19 protein-coding genes are annotated in these 18,586 nt (G+C 58.4%); 12 read left to right on the top strand and 7 right to left on the bottom strand.

Annotated elements, in window-relative coordinates; genetic code table 11:
• Positions 1 to 6: 6 nt before the first annotated feature.
• Together C5P05_RS05995 and C5P05_RS05990 are read right to left on the bottom strand one after the other, a co-directional pair.
• On the bottom strand, positions 7 to 642 hold the full coding sequence (locus C5P05_RS05995) for a PilN domain-containing protein (protein ID WP_114969112.1): 636 nt from the start codon (positions 640 to 642) through the stop codon (positions 7 to 9).
• The gene (locus C5P05_RS05990; RefSeq protein ID WP_114968944.1) at positions 639 to 1,718 is read right to left on the bottom strand and encodes a pilus assembly protein PilM; all 1,080 of its coding nucleotides are present in this window, start codon (positions 1,716 to 1,718) and stop codon (positions 639 to 641) included. The genes C5P05_RS05995 and C5P05_RS05990 overlap by 4 nt, the downstream gene beginning before the upstream one ends.
• Positions 1,719 to 1,984: 266 nt before the next feature.
• Between C5P05_RS05990 and C5P05_RS05985 the strand changes: the two genes are divergently transcribed.
• Entirely contained in the window at positions 1,985 to 4,381 is a 2,397-nt protein-coding gene (locus C5P05_RS05985) for a penicillin-binding protein 1A (protein WP_114968943.1), read from the top strand.
• Between the two features lie 61 nt (positions 4,382 to 4,442).
• Here C5P05_RS05985 and cyaY read toward each other — a convergent pair whose 3' ends face one another.
• Positions 4,443 to 4,772, bottom strand: a complete 330-nt coding sequence (gene cyaY / locus C5P05_RS05980) for an iron donor protein CyaY (protein ID WP_114968942.1) — start codon at positions 4,770 to 4,772, stop codon at positions 4,443 to 4,445.
• Positions 4,773 to 4,784: 12 nt separating this feature from the next.
• Between cyaY and lptM the strand changes: the two genes are divergently transcribed.
• Entirely contained in the window at positions 4,785 to 5,027 is a 243-nt protein-coding gene (lptM, locus tag C5P05_RS05975) for an LPS translocon maturation chaperone LptM (RefSeq protein ID WP_114968941.1), read from the top strand.
• The gene (gene lysA / locus C5P05_RS05970; protein WP_114968940.1) at positions 5,024 to 6,316 is read left to right on the top strand and encodes a diaminopimelate decarboxylase; all 1,293 of its coding nucleotides are present in this window, start codon (positions 5,024 to 5,026) and stop codon (positions 6,314 to 6,316) included. The genes lptM and lysA overlap by 4 nt, the downstream gene beginning before the upstream one ends.
• Before the next feature lie 109 nt (positions 6,317 to 6,425).
• Here the strand turns inward: lysA and C5P05_RS05965 are convergent, their stop codons facing one another.
• From C5P05_RS05965 to C5P05_RS05955, 3 genes are all read right to left on the bottom strand, one after another.
• Positions 6,426 to 7,082, bottom strand: coding sequence for a sulfite oxidase heme-binding subunit YedZ (locus C5P05_RS05965; RefSeq protein WP_114968939.1), 657 nt, complete (start codon positions 7,080 to 7,082; stop codon positions 6,426 to 6,428).
• Positions 7,082 to 8,089 carry a protein-methionine-sulfoxide reductase catalytic subunit MsrP gene (msrP, locus tag C5P05_RS05960; RefSeq protein ID WP_114969111.1) on the bottom strand — a complete coding sequence of 336 codons (1,008 nt, stop codon included), beginning with the start codon at positions 8,087 to 8,089 and terminating at the stop codon, positions 7,082 to 7,084. The genes C5P05_RS05965 and msrP overlap by 1 nt, the downstream gene beginning before the upstream one ends.
• A 206-nt stretch (positions 8,090 to 8,295) precedes the next feature.
• On the bottom strand, positions 8,296 to 8,961 hold the full coding sequence (locus tag C5P05_RS05955; protein ID WP_114968938.1) for a c-type cytochrome: 666 nt from the start codon (positions 8,959 to 8,961) through the stop codon (positions 8,296 to 8,298).
• An 86-nt stretch (positions 8,962 to 9,047) separates the two neighbouring features.
• Between C5P05_RS05955 and yihA the strand changes: the two genes are divergently transcribed.
• Both yihA and C5P05_RS05945 read left to right on the top strand, forming a co-directional pair.
• On the top strand, positions 9,048 to 9,767 hold the full coding sequence (gene yihA / locus C5P05_RS05950) for a ribosome biogenesis GTP-binding protein YihA/YsxC (RefSeq protein ID WP_232834368.1): 720 nt from the start codon (positions 9,048 to 9,050) through the stop codon (positions 9,765 to 9,767).
• Positions 9,768 to 9,864: 97 nt separating this feature from the next.
• Entirely contained in the window at positions 9,865 to 10,803 is a 939-nt protein-coding gene (locus C5P05_RS05945) for an alpha/beta fold hydrolase (RefSeq protein WP_114968937.1), read from the top strand.
• A 64-nt stretch (positions 10,804 to 10,867) separates the two neighbouring features.
• Here C5P05_RS05945 and C5P05_RS05940 read toward each other — a convergent pair whose 3' ends face one another.
• A complete protein-coding gene (locus tag C5P05_RS05940) occupies positions 10,868 to 11,779 on the bottom strand; it encodes a LysR family transcriptional regulator (protein WP_114969109.1) in 912 nt (303 codons plus the stop codon).
• 102 nt (positions 11,780 to 11,881) lie between these two features.
• Between C5P05_RS05940 and C5P05_RS05935 the strand changes: the two genes are divergently transcribed.
• The 7 genes from C5P05_RS05935 to C5P05_RS05910 all read left to right on the top strand — a co-directional run bounded on the left by C5P05_RS05935 (position 11,882) and on the right by C5P05_RS05910 (position 18,051).
• A complete protein-coding gene (locus C5P05_RS05935; RefSeq protein ID WP_114968936.1) occupies positions 11,882 to 12,634 on the top strand; it encodes an SDR family oxidoreductase in 753 nt (250 codons plus the stop codon).
• Positions 12,635 to 12,696: 62 nt separating this feature from the next.
• Positions 12,697 to 13,419, top strand: a complete 723-nt coding sequence (locus C5P05_RS05930) for a pirin family protein (RefSeq protein ID WP_114968935.1) — start codon at positions 12,697 to 12,699, stop codon at positions 13,417 to 13,419.
• 35 nt (positions 13,420 to 13,454) lie between these two features.
• Entirely contained in the window at positions 13,455 to 13,865 is a 411-nt protein-coding gene (locus C5P05_RS05925) for a nuclear transport factor 2 family protein (protein WP_232834367.1), read from the top strand.
• A 37-nt stretch (positions 13,866 to 13,902) separates the two neighbouring features.
• Positions 13,903 to 14,328 carry a nuclear transport factor 2 family protein gene (locus C5P05_RS05920; RefSeq protein ID WP_198674636.1) on the top strand — a complete coding sequence of 142 codons (426 nt, stop codon included), beginning with the start codon at positions 13,903 to 13,905 and terminating at the stop codon, positions 14,326 to 14,328.
• A gap of 234 nt (positions 14,329 to 14,562) precedes the next feature.
• Positions 14,563 to 14,877, top strand: a complete 315-nt coding sequence (locus C5P05_RS34335; RefSeq protein ID WP_232834366.1) for an MCP four helix bundle domain-containing protein — start codon at positions 14,563 to 14,565, stop codon at positions 14,875 to 14,877.
• Between the two features lie 21 nt (positions 14,878 to 14,898).
• The gene (locus tag C5P05_RS34925; RefSeq protein WP_269813902.1) at positions 14,899 to 16,128 is read left to right on the top strand and encodes a methyl-accepting chemotaxis protein; all 1,230 of its coding nucleotides are present in this window, start codon (positions 14,899 to 14,901) and stop codon (positions 16,126 to 16,128) included.
• Between the two features lie 3 nt (positions 16,129 to 16,131).
• A complete protein-coding gene (locus C5P05_RS05910; protein WP_232834365.1) occupies positions 16,132 to 18,051 on the top strand; it encodes a putative bifunctional diguanylate cyclase/phosphodiesterase in 1,920 nt (639 codons plus the stop codon).
• Positions 18,052 to 18,586: the final 535 nt, after the last annotated feature.

Raw genomic sequence — 18,586 nt, 5'->3', positions numbered from 1 at the left:
GTGCAGCTATTTTTTGACAGAGGTTGACGCAGCGAGCAGCGGAGCTGTAGCACTTGCGGCAGCAAGCATTTTTTCAGCCTCACTGGCGCGCACCAGACGAACACGAATAGTGAAATTGGAGACGCGACGCTGCTCACGCGGCGTCAGCGCGATTGAAGCTGCCACAATTTCGACCAACTCCGGCTTGGAAAACCAGGGGGTGTTGTTTCCGAGATTACGCAGCAACTCGGACACCCGTTCATTGGACTGGGCGACGCCCTGCAGCGCCACCGACTGGTTTTCCTGACGCATGCTCGTGATGTACACGCCGTCAGGCAGTTGCTTGACAAGCTCGGTTAGCAGGTGAACCGGCAAGTTTCGATCTGCCTGCAGATCTTCCACGGCTTGTTGTCGGGCCCGCAAGGCCGTAATTTCGGACTCAAGGCCAGCAATGTCCTTGATTTGGGCATCGAATCGCGTGATCTCGGTCTGCAAAAGCTGGTTTTTCCCCTGTTGCCCTGATATCTGGGCTTGATACCAAAGAAAAATGATTCCGGCCAGCAGGCCACCAACCAGGGCAGAAGCCCCTAGGTTGACGTTAAAGATATCCCGGCGCAGCTTACGCGCAAGCTCGCGGTGCGGGAGTAGATTGATCAAAATCACTGCAAAAACCTCCGCAAGGCCAGTCCGCATGACGTGAGGTAGGACGGCGCCTCCCGTGTCATTTTCTTCAAGCGAACACCGTCGCCAATTTCCATACCCTCAAACGGATTCACCAAATTGCAGGCGAAAGTAGTGTGCTGGGTCACGGCTGCTGTCAAGCCAGGCAAGGCAGCCGAGCCACCTGCCAGCATCACGTAGTCGACCTTGTTATGGGGTGTGCTCGTAAAGAAAAACTGCAATGCACGACCAATTTCCTGCACCATGCTCTCAATGAACGGACGCAGCACACTGGATTCATAGTCGTCAGGCAGCTCACCACTTCGTTTTTTGCTTTCTGCCTCTTCCAGCGAAAACCCATATTGACGCACTATCAGTTGCGTTAACTGGGCCCCGCCAAATGCCTGGTCGCGATCGTACAAAACCTCATCGTCCCGAATGACCTGCATGCTAGTCGTCAGAGCGCCCACTTCAAATAGCGCCACAATGCTGCCAGCACCTTTGTTGGGCAGGTTTTCAATCAGACGACCGGTTGCCAGGCGTGACGCATAAGACTCGACATCCACGATCACGGGTTTCAAACCTGCCGCTTCTGCCAAACCCTGAATATCCTGGACTTTCTCTCGGCGCGAGGCCGCAATGAGAACCTCGATGTCGCCGGACGAAGCCGCACTAGGTCCCACTATGCAAAAATCAAGACTGACCTCGTCCAGTGGAAACGGTATGTACTGGTTGGCCTCTGTTTCGACCTGCAGTTCCAATTCCTGGTCGGACATGCCACCGGGGAGAATGATTTTTTTGGTAATGACCGCTGACGGCGGCAGGGCCATCGCCACATTTTTGGTCTTAGTCCCGCTTTTCTTCACCAGCCGACGAACTGCATCGGCGACCTCATCGAACTTTTCGATGTGGCCGTCGGTAATCCATCCGCGCTCAAGCGGAACAATGGCACAGCGCTCCAGCACCAAATTCCCGGCGTTGTCTCGACCTAACTCGACCAACTTGACACTGGAGGAACTGATATCCAGACCCAGCATGGGCGCGGGTTGACGATTAAACAACGACCCCAATGAGACCAATACTATCCCCTAAGACAGGCTGACTAAAGATTAACCAAACGTAACAATTCACATGAATACTAGCAGCAAGATCCTTGTCCCGTAAGGTTTTTACAAATTTTCAACCTTATGAGCGTTGCCAAAAGTAGACGCTTTGGAATCGAAATCAGCACCTTCATTCTGTGAAGCAGCAACAAAAAGTAACCAGTAACAATAGCGGATACTCACAAGCCAACGCTATGAAGACATCGTTTTTATAATTGCGACGCGTTTCTACGAAGTTCTTTATGCCCTCCAAAACATCGCCCAGTGAATCCAGCTCCCGCAAGAATCCCCCCCCCCGCTCTAGCGCGATGAAATGGTTGCTTCGCATTGTGGTGTGGGGAAGCGGCTTGGCGTTAGCCGGGATACTGTCAGTTTTGATCGTCATCGCGATTGCGATGGCTGTGGCATTCCCGAACTTGCCGGATATTTCAGACCTGTCTGACTACCGGCCCAAATTGCCCTTGCGCGTGTTCTCCGTGGAAGGCGCACTGATTGGGGAGTTTGGCGAGGAACGCCGACACCTGATTCCGATCAAGGAGATCCCGAAGGTCATGACGGATGCGGTACTGGCCATTGAAGACTCTCGTTTTTACGAACATGGCGGCGTTGACTACAAGGGCGTTTTGCGTGCTGCTCTTGCCAATCTGGGACGGATAAAAAGCCAGGGTGCCTCAACCATCACCATGCAAGTGGCACGTAACGTCTATTTATCATCTGAGAAAACCTACACCCGCAAGATCTACGAAATCCTGCTGACCTTCAAGCTGGAACACATGCTGACCAAGGACCAAATTCTTGAGATCTACATGAATCAGATTTTTCTGGGCAACCGCGCCTACGGTTTTGCCGCAGCGTCTGAGGCTTACTTTGACAAGCCGCTGAAAGACATCACGATTGCAGAAGCCGCCATGCTGGCAGGATTGCCCAAGGCGCCCTCCGCCTACAACCCTATCGTCAATCCGAAACGAGCGAAGACTCGCCAGCTCCATATTGTTGAGCGCATGCTGGAAAACGGCTTCATCACTGCCGAGCAGGCCAGCACAGCGAGAGCCGAAGAGATCAAGGTTAAATCCGGTTCAAACAACACCAAAGTGCATGCGGAGTACGTGGCTGAAACGGTTCGCCAGCTGATGTTTGCGCAATACGGAGACGAAACCTATACCCGCGGCCTGAACGTTTACACCACGCTGCGGGCAGCGGATCAGGATGCAGCTTACAAGGCATTGCGGCGCGGGATCATGGATTTCGAGCGCCGCCAAATTTACCGAGGTCCCGAGAAATTCGTCACCCTGCCGACCAACTCGCAGGAGCAGGAGGACATCATCGACGACGCACTGGACGAGCATCCCGACAACGGCGACGTGATGTCGGCGATGGTGCTGGAAGCGGATGCGAAGCGCATCAAGGCGATTCGCCAGAACGGCGAGACGGTCGACATTACAGGCGAAGGCCTCAGACCCGCTCAATCCGGGCTGTCCGACAAGGCACCGCCCAATATCAAAATTCGCCGTGGTGCCGTGATTCGGGTGGCTAAAACCCTGAAAAACACATGGGAAATCACGCAATTACCGGAAGTGGAAGGTGCTTTTGTGGCCTTAGACCCGCGCGACGGCTCCATCAAGGCTTTGGTGGGCGGATTTGATTTTGAGAAAAACAAATTCAACCACGTCACGCAGGCTTGGCGCCAACCCGGCTCCAGCTTCAAGCCATTTATCTATTCCGCTGCGCTGGAAAAAGGCTTTACGCCTGCGACCATCATCAATGATGCGCCACTCTTTTTTGACGCCGGCGTAACAGGTGGTCAACCTTGGGAGCCCAAAAATTACGACGGTAAATTTGAAGGTCCCATGAGCATGCGACGGGCTTTGGCCAAGTCCAAGAACATGGTCTCCATCCGCATCCTGCAGGCCGTGGGCGCGCCAAACACCCAGGAATGGATCACCCATTTTGGCTTTGAGGCGGACAAGCATCCCGCTTACCTGACCATGGCTCTCGGTGCAGGATCGGTCACCCCCATGCAGATGGCGTCGGCCTATTCGGTGTTTGCCAACGGCGGGTACCGCGTCAACCCCTGGCTCATCAGCAAGGTCACCGAGCAAAAAGGCAACAAAATCCTGGTGGAAACGAAATCACCGGTGCTGGACGAGTCAGTGCGGGCCATCCCTGCGCGCAACGCCTTCATCATGGAAAGTCTGCTGCAGGAGGTCACGCGCTCCGGCACGGCTGCATCCGCGCAGGCAAAGCTCAAAAGACCTGACTTGTATGGAAAAACGGGAACGACTAACGATTCCATAGATGCCTGGTTTGCAGGATTTCAGCCAACGCTGACCGCAATCACCTGGATCGGCTATGACACGCCGCGCAATCTCGGTGATCGCGAAACCGGGGGGGGCTTGAGCCTGCCCATCTGGATCCGGTTCATGGAACATGCACTCAAAAACGTCCCGGTCATGGAAGCCACAGCCCCTGAGGGCGTTATCAATTCAGGCGGTGAATGGTTCTACAACGAGTACATCAACGGGTCTGGCGTCACCACTCTCGGACTTGACAATGCGGCAGGCGCGCAAGGGGGCAACCCCGTCAATCAGCTGCCGCCAGCGGATGAAAGAAAAAGCATTCTGGATATGTTTAGAAACTAGGCGGAAACCCTACACGACGGATCACGAACGGAGAAACAGATCCGTACTGCCTCCGAACTGGTCAGACTGCGAACAACAGCGGACAGCCCGCCTGTTCGCTGGCATAGCGCGACAAACTGGCGAAAAACTCGCCCTGTCCCTTGGTATCCATCCACTTTGCGCTGTCAAATTTGAAGTGGTAGCCACCGGATCTGGCTGCCAACCAGATTTCATGCAGGGGTTTTTGCAAATTGATGACAATCTGGCTGTGGTTTGAAAAAACAAGCGTCACCATCCCGCCCGTGCGCTGATTGTCGATATCTGCGAGGTTTTCGTCATTGATGCGATCACAACTCGCCTCCACGGCCTTGAGCAGAATTTCGGCTTGATTCATGAATTCGGAGTCGGTCATTACAATTTCACCATGTTGTTATCTCGTCAAATTCTAGTCAGTGCGATTATCCTCGCCGTCAGTGCGGTGAGCCTGTCGGCCTGTGGCCAGCAGGGCGCCCTGTATCTGCCCACAGAACCGGCAGCGGCGAAACGCGCCACCTTGCCAGAAACCCTATTGCCCTTCGGCGCGGCAAGGAACGCCTCACCTGATGCACAGACTGTACCGTCTTCCGCGACGCCACCGGCTTCTGCACCCACTCCTGTCCCTCAATGACCACTCAAAACCTTCCCGGCCAACCCCATCTTGCCTACCGGGGCAATGAACTATTCACCGAAAACATCTGTTTAAGCGAGTTAGCCAAAGAACATGGCACGCCGCTTTTTGTGTACTCAAAGGGTGCTATGTTGGCAGCGCTGGCCGCGTATCAGCGTGGCTTTGCGGGACGAAACGTTCAAATCTGCTACGCCATGAAAGCCAACCCGGCCCTGGGCGTGATTCAGGTCTTTGCCGAAGCGGGCTGCGGTTTTGACATTGTCTCCGGCGGCGACATGGACCGCGTGCTGGCGGCTGGCGGGCGGGCTGAGAATATTATTTTTTCCGGCGTCGGCAAGACGCGCGCTGAAATGCGCCGCGCACTGCAGGCCGGTATCGGCTGCTTCAATGTCGAAAGCGAGGCCGAGCTTGAAGTCTTGAGTGACGTGGCTTTGTCCATGGACTTGCGCGCCCCGGTGAGCATTCGCGTCAATCCCAATGTCGACCCCAAGACCCACCCTTACATCTCCACGGGACTCAAAGGCAGCAAGTTTGGTGTCGCCCACGAACGCGTGCTGCAGACCTACCAGCGCGCCGCCACGCTGGCCGGCATTCGGGTGGTGGGCATCGACTGCCATATCGGCTCCCAGATCACGCAGGAGGCCCCTTATCTCGACGCGGTCGACCGCATGCTGGATCTCGTGGAAGCCATTGAAGCAGCCGGCATCCCCGTGGACCACATCGATTTTGGCGGTGGCCTGGGCATCAACTACAACGGCGATACGCCGCCCAGCGCAGACCGCCTCTGGGAGAACATGCTGGCCAAACTCGATGCCCGCGGATTTGGCCAGCGTCAATTGATGATCGAGCCCGGCCGCTCGCTGGTGGGTAACGCCGGTGTGTGCCTGACAGAAGTGCTGTACCTCAAACCCGGTGAGCAGAAAAACTTCTGCATCATCGACGCCGCCATGAACGATTTGCCGCGCCCGGCCATGTACCAGGCGTTTCACCAGATCGTGCCGCTGAATCCACGCCCAGAAGCGCCCGACACTTACGATGTGGTCGGTCCGATCTGCGAAAGCGGCGACTGGATCGGGCATGACCGTACGCTGACCGTCCAACAAGGTGACCTGTTGGCGGTGCTGTCGGCCGGCGCTTACTGCATGAGCATGGCCAGCAACTACAACTCGCGCGGTCGTGCGCCTGAAATTCTGGTGGATGGCGAGCAGGCCCATGTGATCCGGCAACGGGAGACGATGGCGGACCAGATGCGGCAAGAACGTTTGGTCGGAGCGACGCCCACGACCTAAGTGACTGGTATGGCCGGGTATGCGCCGGCAACCCTGGATTGCGCGTCAAGTCCGCTCTTTGAACACCTTCGCGCGTTCGAATAGCTATTATTTAGATAGCTTGCTACGCTTATTCGACGGGGGCTAGAGCCTTTTTTTTCTTTATAAACTGAGTCGCGCGCCAGCCCAGCAGCGCCCCCAGAATCGCGGCATAAACAAACACTTCGGCAAAGTTGTTTTTGCCGGCCCGCATCCAGAAAAAATGCAGAATAGCCAGACCGGCCACGGCATAGACCAATCGGTGCAGCCACTGCCAGCGTTTGGCGCCCAGTGCCTTGATGGCCCGGTTGAATGACGTCAAAGCCAACGGTGTGAGCAAGACAAAAGCCGCAAATCCCACCAGAATGAACGGTCGCTTGACGATGTCTTTGGCGATGTCGGCCACGTCAAAGCCCATGTCAAACCAGCCGTAACACAGCAAATGGATGGCGGCATAAAAGTAGACAAACAAACCCAGCATGCGGCGAAACCGGGCCAGCGCCGGCGTGCCGGTGATGGAACGCAGCGGCGTCACCGCGAGCACCAGGCACAAGAAACGCAAAGTCCAGTCGCCCGTTGACCGGCTCAAGGCCTCGGCCGGATTGGCGCCCAGCTGGTTGGTAACGGCTGCATACAACAGCCAGCAAAACGGCAACAGCGACAAGCCAAACACGAGCGGCTTAGCAAAGCGGTGCAGCAAAAGCGTCTTGACCCGCACCGGCGCATGGGGACTGGCGAGCGCAACCATCAGAAGAACTTCTTGAGGTCCATGCCCGCGTAAAGCTGCCCGACCTGCGCCTCGTAACCATTGAACATCAGGGTCTTGCGCTTCTTGGCAAACAAGCCGTCCTCGCCGATGCGCCGTTCGGTCGCCTGGCTCCAGCGCGGATGGTCAACCTCGGGGTTGACGTTGGAGAAAAAGCCGTATTCATTGGCCGCCGCCTTGTTCCAGGCCGTGGCCGGCGGTTTGTCGGTGAAGCGGATCTTGACCAGGCTTTTGCCACTCTTGAAACCGTACTTCCAAGGCACCACCAGGCGCACCGGCGCGCCGTTCTGGTTCGGCAAGACCTCACCATACATGCCGAAGGTCAGCAAGGTCAGCGGGTGCATGGCCTCATCCATGCGCAGGCCTTCGACATAGGGCCAGTCGAGCACGCGGGAGCCGACAAAAGGCATGGTCTTGGGATCGGCCTGGGTTACAAACTCAAGATATTTGGCACTACTCAGCGGCTCCACTTTTTTGATGAGTTCGCTCAGCGAATAGCCCACCCATGGAATCACCATCGACCAGCCTTCGACGCAGCGCAGGCGATAAATTCGTTCCTCCTGGGCGCTGAGTTTGAGCAGGTCTTCCAGCGCGTATTTGGCGGGCTTTTTGACCAGTCCTTCAATCTCGACCGTCCACGGGCTGGTCTTCAAGGTGTGGGCATTTTTGGCCGGATCTGCCTTGTCGGTCCCGAATTCGTAGAAATTGTTATAGCTGCTGGCGTCCTTGTACTCGGTCAGCTTGTCCATCGTGATGGCGCCCGCCACACCCGACTTCGCACCCGGCAAGGCTGTCAGCTTGCCCGGGCGGGGAGTCGCACCGGCAACTTGTGCATGAGCTTCCCGCGAGGCCCACGAGGCGAGTGCCGCGCCGGCGACACCCGTGGCCATGAGCTTGACGAGGTCACGCCGCCCCGCATAAACGCGCTGGCTCGTGATCTCGCTGGTGAGCGCATGGCTAAAGTCGTTGGAATTGGTTTTGATCAACATCATGCAGTCCTTGTTTCAACAATAGTCGTGGGGCGGCGTGCATTCTTACAAAAACCTGCAATCGACGCTGGGCAGATACGGTCATGCATCCGTTGACCAAAAAAAAGGGCAGGCCATTGGGAAATGGTCCTGCCCTTCTTGGGGTATGTGGCGAGCGTTTAGTTCAATCCACAACCCATGTACTGATCCGTGACCGGAGCTTGCGACTAACGCAGGCCCGCGACGTAATCGGCCACTGCCTTGATCTCGCGATCATTCATCTTGGCGGCCACTGCCGCCATCTGCAGGCTGTTCTTCCGGGTGCCGTCACGGAAGCTGTTCAATTGAGCCACGGCGTAATCCGCATGCTGGCCACTCAAACGAGGATACTGGGCGGGAATGCCAGCCCCGTTGGGGCTATGGCAACCGGCACAGGCTGCAACCTGACGGTCTGGAATGCCACCGCGGTAAATGCGCTCACCCAGGGTCACCAGTTCTTTTTCCTTGGCAAAGCCAGGCTTGGCAGGCTTGGCGGTCACCCAGTAGGCGATGTTCTTCATGTCTTCATCGCTCAGTGCGGCCACCATGCCCGACATGATGGGGTTGGCGCGCTTGCCTGACTTGAACTCCTGCAGTTGTTTCAGCAGGTATTCTGGATGTTGCTGCGCCAGTTTGGGGTTGGCGGGGATGGCCGAGTTGCCATCTGGCGCGTGACAGGCCGCACACACAGCGGTATAACTGGCCTCGCCCTTGGCCAGATCAGGCTTGGCTGCTTTCACGGGTTCGGCTTTGGCCCCGGCGTGAGGCGCAGCAGGCTTGTCCTCCTGTGCAAACGAGGAAAAAACGGGCGCGGCCAATGAGGCGGCAAGCAAAAGAGAGGTGAGCAACTTCATAGGGAATGTCGTGTCAGGAAAGGCGTAACAGGTGAGCAAAACAGCGTGATTCTACAATGCGGCTTCGGGTTTCTTCCCTTTAATTCATGACCACCAACACAAACCCACCGGCTTCGGCCCCCCCACCCGCTACCAAAGACAGCGCCCCCAAGGACGCTGCCACCGTGGCATTGGGCTGGCTGCACACAGCCAAATTTCTCACCACGGCGCCCCAGCTGCACTTTTTGCCGGCGCTGGAGGTGCCCGAAATTGCATTTGTGGGTCGCTCCAACGCAGGCAAATCGACCTGCATCAACACACTGACGCAGCAAAAACAACTGGCTTTCGCCTCGAAGCGACCAGGTCGCACCCAGCACATCAACCTGTTTTCCGTGGGTAAACAAGGTGTGACCGACGCGGTGTTGACCGATCTGCCCGGCTATGGCTACGCGGCTGTGCCCAAGGCCGACAAGATTCGCTGGCAGCAGGTCATGGCCAACTATCTGGTCACGCGTGAAAACCTGAAGGCCATTGTGCTGATGTGCGATCCGCGCCACGGCCTGACCGAGCTGGATGAAATCCTGCTCGACGTCGTGCGTCCGCGGGTGGAAGAAGGTCTCAAATTTCTGGTGGTCCTCACCAAGGCGGACAAGCTCACCCGCGTCGAGCAAAACAAGGCGCTGTCCATCATGAAGCTGCAAGCCGGCGGCGGTGAAGTACGGCTGTTTTCGGCCCCCAAGCGCCAGGGAATTGACGAAGTGGCCATGCTGCTATGGCAATGGGCGCACCCCGCAGACAAGCTTCCAGCGGCCGGACCCGCTGCTTAACCCCTCGCCGCATCGGCCGCGGTCCCCCAAGCGACTGCGGCAGGCCTTCTCTCATCGTACGCTCAGCCCAGTTTGACTTTGAAGGGCTGACTTCGCCATGATCGAGACCTATCTCCAGCCCTTGCCGCATGGCATCACCCTGAGCTGCCGCGCTGCCGGGGAGCGCGGACGCCCCGTGCTCATGTTTTTGCATGGCTTCCCGGAAGCGGCATTTGTGTGGGACGTCCTGCTGGCGCATTTCTCGCGCGCCGAGAACGGCGGCTACCGCTGCGTGGCGCCCAATTTGCGCGGTTTTGAACAGTCCAGCGCACCGACTGACACCGGTGCTTACCGGCCAAAATATCTGGTGCAAGACGTCGCCGCCCTGATTGAGATCGAAACGCAGGGCCAGGGCGGTCAACTGGCCTGTCTGGTAGCGCACGACTGGGGCGGTGCCGTGGCGTGGAGTCTGGCCAACCAGTTGCCCCATCTGGCCCGACAGCTGGTGATCATCAACTCCCCCCATCCCGGCACGTTCTTGCGTGAGCTGAAAAACAATCCCGCGCAGCAGGCCGCCAGCGCCTACATGAACTTTCTCATTCGTCCGGATGCCGAACAATTGCTGGCGCAGGACGACTACCGCCGGCTCTGGGAATTTCTGACTGCGACGAAAAGTGAAAGCGGCGCGCGCACACCGGACTGGCTCACGGACGAGGTCAAGACACAGTACCGCGCCGTCTGGGATGCGGGACTGAGCGGTGGCTGCAACCTCTACCGGGCCTCGCCCCTGCGCCCCGCCCGACCGGCGGACCCCGCCGCCGCCGCCGTGGATCTGCCGCGCGCCATGCTGACCGTGGGTTTGCCAACGCTGGTGATCTGGGCGATGGACGATACCGCGCTGTTGCCGGGTTTGATTGAAGGGCTCGACGCGTATGTTGAGCACCTGACGATTCAAACCGTGGCGGAGGCCAGCCACTGGATCGTGCACGAAAAGCCGCAACAGGTCGCGCAATTTATCGCCTCTTTCCTGCGATCAAATTCACTACAAAATTCATAGCTTCTTGCGCTTATGAACCATGGGCCAGAGGCCTAAATTTTACTTATAAATTCCTCATAATCGGTCAGCGCCACGCGGGCTGCGAAAGACGTTCGACGAGGAAGTTAGCGAGAGCCTCAACCTTGGCCGGACGTGTATGTACGGAGGGTGTGACGAAATAAAGGCCGCCCTTTTGCATCGTCCAGTCCGTCAAAATCGCCTCCATTCGTCCGTCGCGCAAATACTCGCCGGCAATGAAATCAGGCAGCTCGGCAATCGCAAGTCCGGCAAGCACGGTGGGAACCAGCGCATCCGCATTCGTGACGCGCAGTGTACCCGTGGGTGCAATCGCCTCGACCTCGCCGGTCGCCGTGTGGGTGAGCCGCCAAATATCGCTGCGGGAGCGGTAGGCGTAACCAAGGCAGTTATGTCCGGCCAGATCCTGCGGATGCTGGGGCCGGCCGTATTGCTCCAGGTAGTGGGGCGCAGCGACGATAAGGCGCGCAACCGGGCAGAGCCGCCGGGCGACCAGCGACGAGTCTGGCAGTACTGCAATCCGCAGGGCTGCATCGAAGCCCTGGCCGATCAGATCGACTGTTGCGTCCGACAGATGCAGATCGATCGATACGTCCGGATAGGCGCGGAAGAAATCCGGCAGGATAGGGGCCACCCAGCGCAAGCCGAACGACATGGGCACCGCCAGACGGACCAGCCCACGCGGCCGGAGGGAAAGTTCTCGCGCCGCGCCCTCTGTTTCCAAGGCCTCTTGGTAAATGCGACTGGCGCTTTCTGCGATGGTCCGGCCGAACTCGGTGAGTGCCAACTGCCTTGAGGTACGGTTCAAAAGCCGCGCTCCGAGGCGATCTTCCAGGCGGCTGACGCCCCGCGATACCGTAGCCACCGACAGGCCCATGGCCCGCGCCGCTGCGGCGAAGGACCGCTCCTCCGCCACCTTGGCAAACATCGCCAGCCCCTGGAAATCCGGCATTCTAGACATCGTCATTCCTGCAATGATGGTTTGCAATCAATGCTATTTCAAAAAGATGGGTGCGTCCATACACTTTGTTTTACCAACTCGTAACCACTGAAGGAACACACCATGACACGCAAACTTGAAGGCAAAATCGCCATCGTTACCGGCGGCACCACCGGGATCGGGCTCGCCACCGCCAAGCGCTTCGCCAGCGAAGGCGCCCACGTCATCGTCACCGGCCGCCGCCAAGCCGAACTCGACGCCGCCGTCTCCGCGATTGGTAACGCGACCGGCATCCGGGTCGACTCATCGAACATGGCCGAGCTCGACACGCTGTTTGCTCGGGTGAAATCAGAGAAGGGCCGGATCGACGTGCTGTTCGTCAATGCCGGTGGCGGCTCGATGCTGCCGCTCGGCAGCATCACCGAGGAGCAATATGACGACACCTTTGGCCGCAACGTGAAGGGCGTGCTGTTCACTGTGCAGAAGGCACTGCCGCTGCTGGCGGACGGCGCATCGGTCATCCTGACCGGCTCCACCGCCGGCAGTGGTGGTACCGCGGCATTCAGCGTCTATGCCGCGTCCAAAGCCGCCGTGCGTTCTTTCGCCCGTAACTGGATCCTCGACCTCAAGGGGCGCCACATTCGGGTCAACACGCTCAGCCCCGGACCCATCAAGACTCCCGGCTTGGTCGGACTCGCCGGCCCTGACGCCGCCCAGCAGCAGGGGCTGCTCGATCACTTCGCCTCACTAGTCCCGATGGGCCGCGTCGGTGATCCGGACGAGATTGCCAAGGCGGCAGTCTTTCTTGCCTCCGACGATTCGAGCTTCGTCAATGGCATCGAACTGTTCGTCGATGGCGGTGTGAGACAAATCTGAGTCTCGCACCAGTTGGGCAGGGGCGCGGTCCCTTCCCAGCCTTATTTCAAAGGAACCGTATCATGATTGAGCGTCGCCCCTTTTCCACCTTGGCCGGAATCGAAGACGGCTGGCTGAAAGCCAAACTGCACTTCGCCTTCGCCGGTATGGGGCAGCCAGAACATGGTCCACTCGGCGCTTTGCGCGTCTGGAACGATGATGAGTTCGCCCCATCCTCCGGCTTTGCGCTCCACCCACACAGGAATGTCGAGATCGTTACCTATGTCCGTGAAGGTGCGATCACGCATGAGGACAGCCTGGGTAACAAGGGCCGTACCGCCGCCGGTGATGTGCAGGTGATGAGTGCGGGTTCGGGCATCCGTCATTCCGAGTTTAATGCCGAGCTGACTACGACCCGTCTCTTTCAGATCTGGCTGGAGCCCCGGAACCAAGGCGGCGAGCCGCGCTGGAACAGCCGACGCTTTCCGCGCGCCGACCGCAGCGGCCGGCTCGTGACGCTGGCCAGCGGCGACTCCGCCGACACCGATGCGCTTTTCATCAACACCGATGCGCAGGTGCTCGGTGCAACCATGCAAGCAGGCGAGACCATCGTCCACGACCTGGCAGGAGGAAGATGTGCCTATCTGGTCTCGACCACGGGTTACGTCGACCTCCACGGCCTGCACCTTGCTCCCCGCGACGGTGCTCTCATCACCGGGGAGCCGCAACTCGCCATCACCGCCATCGACGACACCGAAATTGTGCTGGTCGAGGTAGCGCTGAAAAGCGCGGCCTCATGCTGCTGACTTACTACTGATTCGCAATTTTATTTAAGGAGAAAATGATGAGCCAAGAACAAACCAAACACATTGCCCAGGAATTTCTGAGCCGCTTAGGCACTGGGGCTGAACCCGAGGAGATCGCCAAGCTGTTCAGCCCGGATCTTGACTTGGACATACCCGGGGATGCCGGCGCGCTGCCGTGGATCGGACGGACGACCGGACGCGGCGCCATTGTGAACTTCATTTCCGCTACGCGCAGTCTCCTCGAGCCGCTTCGCTTCGACGTGCATGACATTCTCGCCAGCGACAGTCGAGCCGTGATCCTCGGCGAGCTAGCGTCGAGAGTGACGGGCAGCGGCAAGGTTATCGAGACGCCTTTTGCCATCGTTCTGACCGTCTCGGGCGGCGAGATTACTCGCTTCCTGATGCTGGAGGACAGCTTCGCTGTCTCCATAGCGATACGCGTTTGACACGGCCGCCATTGATACACATTTAAAGGACTTCATCATGAAAAATTCTGTAATCGAACAGCGTCACATCGACATCGCCAAGCAGTATTTCCGCAAAGGCGATGCCGGCGATCAGACAATCCTGAGCATGTTCACTGACAACGTACAGCTCTATTTCCCCAAATTCGGCACTCGCTCGGGCAAGGGCGAGGTCATCGCATTTATCCAAGGTTTACTAGGTAAGCTGGAAAGCTTGCAGCATGACGTCGATACTTACAACTACATCGCATCTGGCAATGTCGTGGTGGTCGAAGGGACTGAAAGCGGCGTGATGAAGGACGGAACTACGTGGCCGGTTGCCGGGCGCTCGGAAGGCCGTTTCTGCAACGTCTTCGAATTCGACGGCGACCTGATTGCACGTGTGCATATCTATGTCGATCCGGACTTCGCCAGCGAAGATCACAGCAGGTTTTACTGGCAGTAAATACCAGCCGAAACCGCAAGGAATAGAAATACTTGGACCTCATTGACGAGCTTGGACTCAGCAATCAATTGCGTCGTCTGGTATGGACAATTGCGTCGAAACTGCTTCTTCTCATTCCACGCGGTGCGCGCCATAGTGCCAACTTAAGGCAACGCTGACCGATGTCGAAGCCCTCATCGCGGGAATGCCCGTGGTGCCGGTCGAATAACCTTACTGCCTACTAGAAAACTATCAATGAACAAGCTGAAAATCGGGTCCCGCCTCGCGCTGGCGTTTGGACTGGTGTTGTTGATCACCGCCATCATCGCTGCCATCGGCGTCTGGCGTCTGGGAACCCTCAAGGCTGCGGCGCAGCAGATCGCGAGCACCGAGCTGGAACGAAACTCCCTGGCCCAGCGCTGGACGGCTGACATCAACCTCAACTGGGTGAGGGCATCATCGGCGCTGAAGACGTCGGATGCAGCCTACATCGATGCGCTGCAGACCGACATGGCCGCGACCTCGAAGAGCGTGGGCGAGGCCCAGAAGAAGCTCGAAGCACTGCTGTAGGATGACAAGGGCAAACAAGTGATGGCCGAGGTTGCCAGGAATCGTTCGATATACATTGACGCGCGTGCCAAGTTACTGACAAGGAAAAATGCTGGCGAGGACATCTCCGCCGCCGTGGACCACGACCTGCGACCGTTGGCTGAGAACTACCTCAAGACCGTTGACCAGGTTGCCCAGCACGCCAGTGCGCTGCTGGCCCAGGTTCAGGCTGAAGCCGCCTCCGTGACGACCTCCAGCCAATGGGCCCTTGGACTCGGCGCCGTACTGTCTTTGGTGTTGAGTATGTTGCTCGCGTGGATGGTCACACGTTCCATCACGGGGCCTATCCAGCAGGCGATTGAATCCGCTGAAGCCATCAGTCGGGGCAATCTTGCGACCGTCATCCGGGTCCAAGGCGAGGACGAAGCCGCGCGTTTGCTGCACGTCCTGTCCGACATGCGGGACAAGCTTGCCGACATCGTGGGCAACGTACGCCAGGGCTCCGAAGCCGTGGCCACGGCCAGCGCCCAGATCGCCCAAGGCAACCACGATCTCTCAAGCCGCACCGAAAGCCAGGCCAGCGCGCTGGAGCAAACAGCGGCCGCCATGGAACAACTTGGCGCGACCGTCCAACACAACGCCGACAATGCGCGCCAGGCCAATCAGCTGGCCATGAGCGCATCCACGGTGGCAGTCACGGGTGGCGAAGTGGTAGACCAGGTGGTGCAAACGATGAAGGGCATCAATGAATCGTCGCGCACAATTTCCGACATCATTGGCGTCATTGACAGCATCGCCTTCCAGACCAACATCTTGGCCTTGAATGCGGCGGTGGAGGCGGCCCGAGCCGGTGAGCAGGGCCGCGGCTTTGCCGTGGTGGCGACCGAGGTGCGCAGTCTGGCCGGCCGCTCGGCCGACGCGGCCAAGGAAATCAAACGCCTGATCAACGCCAGCGTCGAGCGCGTCGCGCACGGCACCACCCTGGTCAATCAGGCGGGCAACACCATGACTGAAGTGGTGAGCTCGATCCGCCGTTTGAGCAATCTCATGGGCGAGATCAGTGCGGCGAGCAACGAGCAGGCTACCGGCGTGGCGCAGGTCGGCGGGGCGGTCACCGAGCTCGACCAGGCGACGCAACAAAATGCGGCTCTGGTGGAGGAAATGGCCACCGCTGCCAGCAGCCTCACGGCCCAAGCCCAGGAGCTGGTTCGGGCTGTGGGTGTGTTCACGCTCGGTGCGCCGGAGTCCCGTGGTCCGCTGTTGCTGGCATAGGGCTTGACCCGCTCGCTGCTCCTTGCCATGAAGATCATTCGCCTTTACGGATTCATCCGCCGCCAGCTCAAAAGTGCCGAAGTTGTGCTTGCGCGCACGATGGGACTCCTGATGCGCATTGCCAACCGCAGTATCACGGAGCGCAAACGCATCGAACAGGAGCTGCGCATTGCCGCGACCGCCTTCGAGACGCAGGACGGCATGATGATCACCGACCGCGACAAAGTGATCCTGCGCGTGAATCGGGCTTTTACCGAATCGAGCGGGTATGGCGCTGAAGAAGTGATCGGCAAAAGCCCGCAATTCTTCCGCTCCGGCTACCACGAGCCGGCGTTTTATGAAGACTTGTGGTGCCAGACTAAACGACAGGGTTACTGGCGCGGGGAGATGTACGTGCGACACAAAAGCGGCGCCGTGTACCCGATCTGGTGCAGCTTGGCAGTGGTCAGGGGCACCGATGGCACGATCACCAACTACGTTGGAACGGTGAGCGATATGTCGCGTCGAAAGGCCGCGGAAAAAGAAATCATGGAGCTGGCGTTTTACGACTCGCTGACCAAACTGGGCAACCGCCGCTTGTTGATGGATCGTTTGCAACAGGCGCTGACCGTCAGCCGCCGTACCGGTGGCCGAGGGGCGCTACTGTTTATCGATCTCGACAATTTCAAAATGCTCAATGACTCGGCCGGCCACGAAATTGGCGACCTCTTGTTGCAGCAGGTCGCCAAACGTCTGACCAACTGCGCACGGGAAGGCGATACCGTCGCGCGCCTGGGGGGCGACGAATTCGTGGTGATCCTGACCGATCTCGGCCCGCAGATCGAACATGCCGCCCGTCTCGCCGAGCTAATTGGCGAGCGCATTCGCGCCGCCCTCAATGCGCCCTATGTGCTAGCCGATCAGGTGCATTACAGCAGTCCCAGCATCGGCGCGACCCTGTTCCACGCCGAACATGAAACGGTGGCCGAGTTGCTGCGCCGCGCGGACCTGGCGATGTACCAGGCCAAGGCGGCTGGCCGCAACGCGTTGTGTTTCTTCGATCCAGCCATGCAGAGGGCAATCACCGAACGCGCCGAACTGGAGAGCGCCATGCGACTCAGCCTGCAACGTAAGGAATTCGTGCTGCACTACCAACCGCAGGTTTGCAGCGATGGCAAACTGATAGGCGCCGAAGCCCTGATACGCTGGCAACATCCGCAGCGTGGGCTGCTGGCACCATGTGAATTCATCCCGATGGCGGAGGACTCCGGCCTGATCATTCCGATGGGCCTGCAAGTGCTTGAGATGGCCTGTCAGCAACTGATGGAATGGTCCGCAAGAAGTGATCTTTGCAATTTCACCATCTCGGTCAACGTCAGCGCTCGCCAACTACACCAGCGGGATTTTGTCGAGCAAGTGCTCGCCACGCTGGATCGCACCGGCGCCGATCCGAAGCGTCTCAAGCTGGAACTGACTGAGAGCCTGCTGCTGGATGCCGTGGAGGACACCATCGCCAAGATGACCGCGTTGCGCGCGCACGGCGTCGGTTTTTCTCTGGACGATTTCGGGACCGGCTATTCATCACTGTCCTACCTGAAACGCTTGCCACTGGACCAGCTGAAGATCGACCAGTCTTTTGTGCGCTCGGTTCTGGTGGACCCCAATGATGCAGCGATAGCGCAGATGATCGTGGCACTGGGACAGAGCATGCGCCTGAATGTCATCGCCGAAGGCGTGGAGACGGAAGAGCAGCGCATCTTTCTTTCAGGCTGCGGCTGCCATGCCTATCAGGGCTACCTGTTCGGCCGCCCCATGGCGCCCAGGAGTTTCGAGACTTACTTGCTCGGCATCGGCTGTGACGATGCAAGGCCGAAGATCACCCGGCCGGGCGAGCAGCGCTGCCATCCTCTGGGCGGGCGGCTTCTCTTGCCAATAGCGCCTTGATGATCAGGCACACTCTGAACGCTCTATGTGGGCGGTGGCGACACAATTGGCCGAGGGATAAGCGCTTGGTTGACGTCGCAGTTGCGCCAATTTCTGTAACTCCTCAGGGCTGACCTCCGCTAGAAGGTATGCAGACTTGCGTGTGTTGGTATATGACTTACAGCTGGACTGCCCCATCGGTCAAGTCATGTCCCAGTCGATCAGTCTTATACCCTGGCGATCTGATGTCCACCCACCGCCTCACCTTTTCTCGGCCATTCATCTTGCCGCAATAGAACCCTTCGCCAAGGCTGCGTCTGATATGCAATTTTTGAATGGCATCTGAGTCTTTCGTCGATTTGGCATAGCCAGCAGTCAAATATAGAGTCCAGCAAATGAGCACACTTCGCCATGTCAGCATGAACTTCTGGAAGTTTCTGAAAATTTATCGGTTGGCCGGATCGGCCGAAGAGTTGTCGGTGGCGGCCTTTGCTGCCGGAAAGCGGCAGCCATGACAAAGCCGATGGCACGTCACGCAATACCGCTGCGAGCGATG

It is taken from the genome of Rhodoferax ferrireducens (assembly GCF_003347515.1).
GTDB lineage: Bacteria > Pseudomonadota > Gammaproteobacteria > Burkholderiales > Burkholderiaceae_C > Rhodoferax.
Note: the sequence above shows the minus strand (reverse complement) of the source record. Positions and strands in the feature narration are given on the sequence as shown.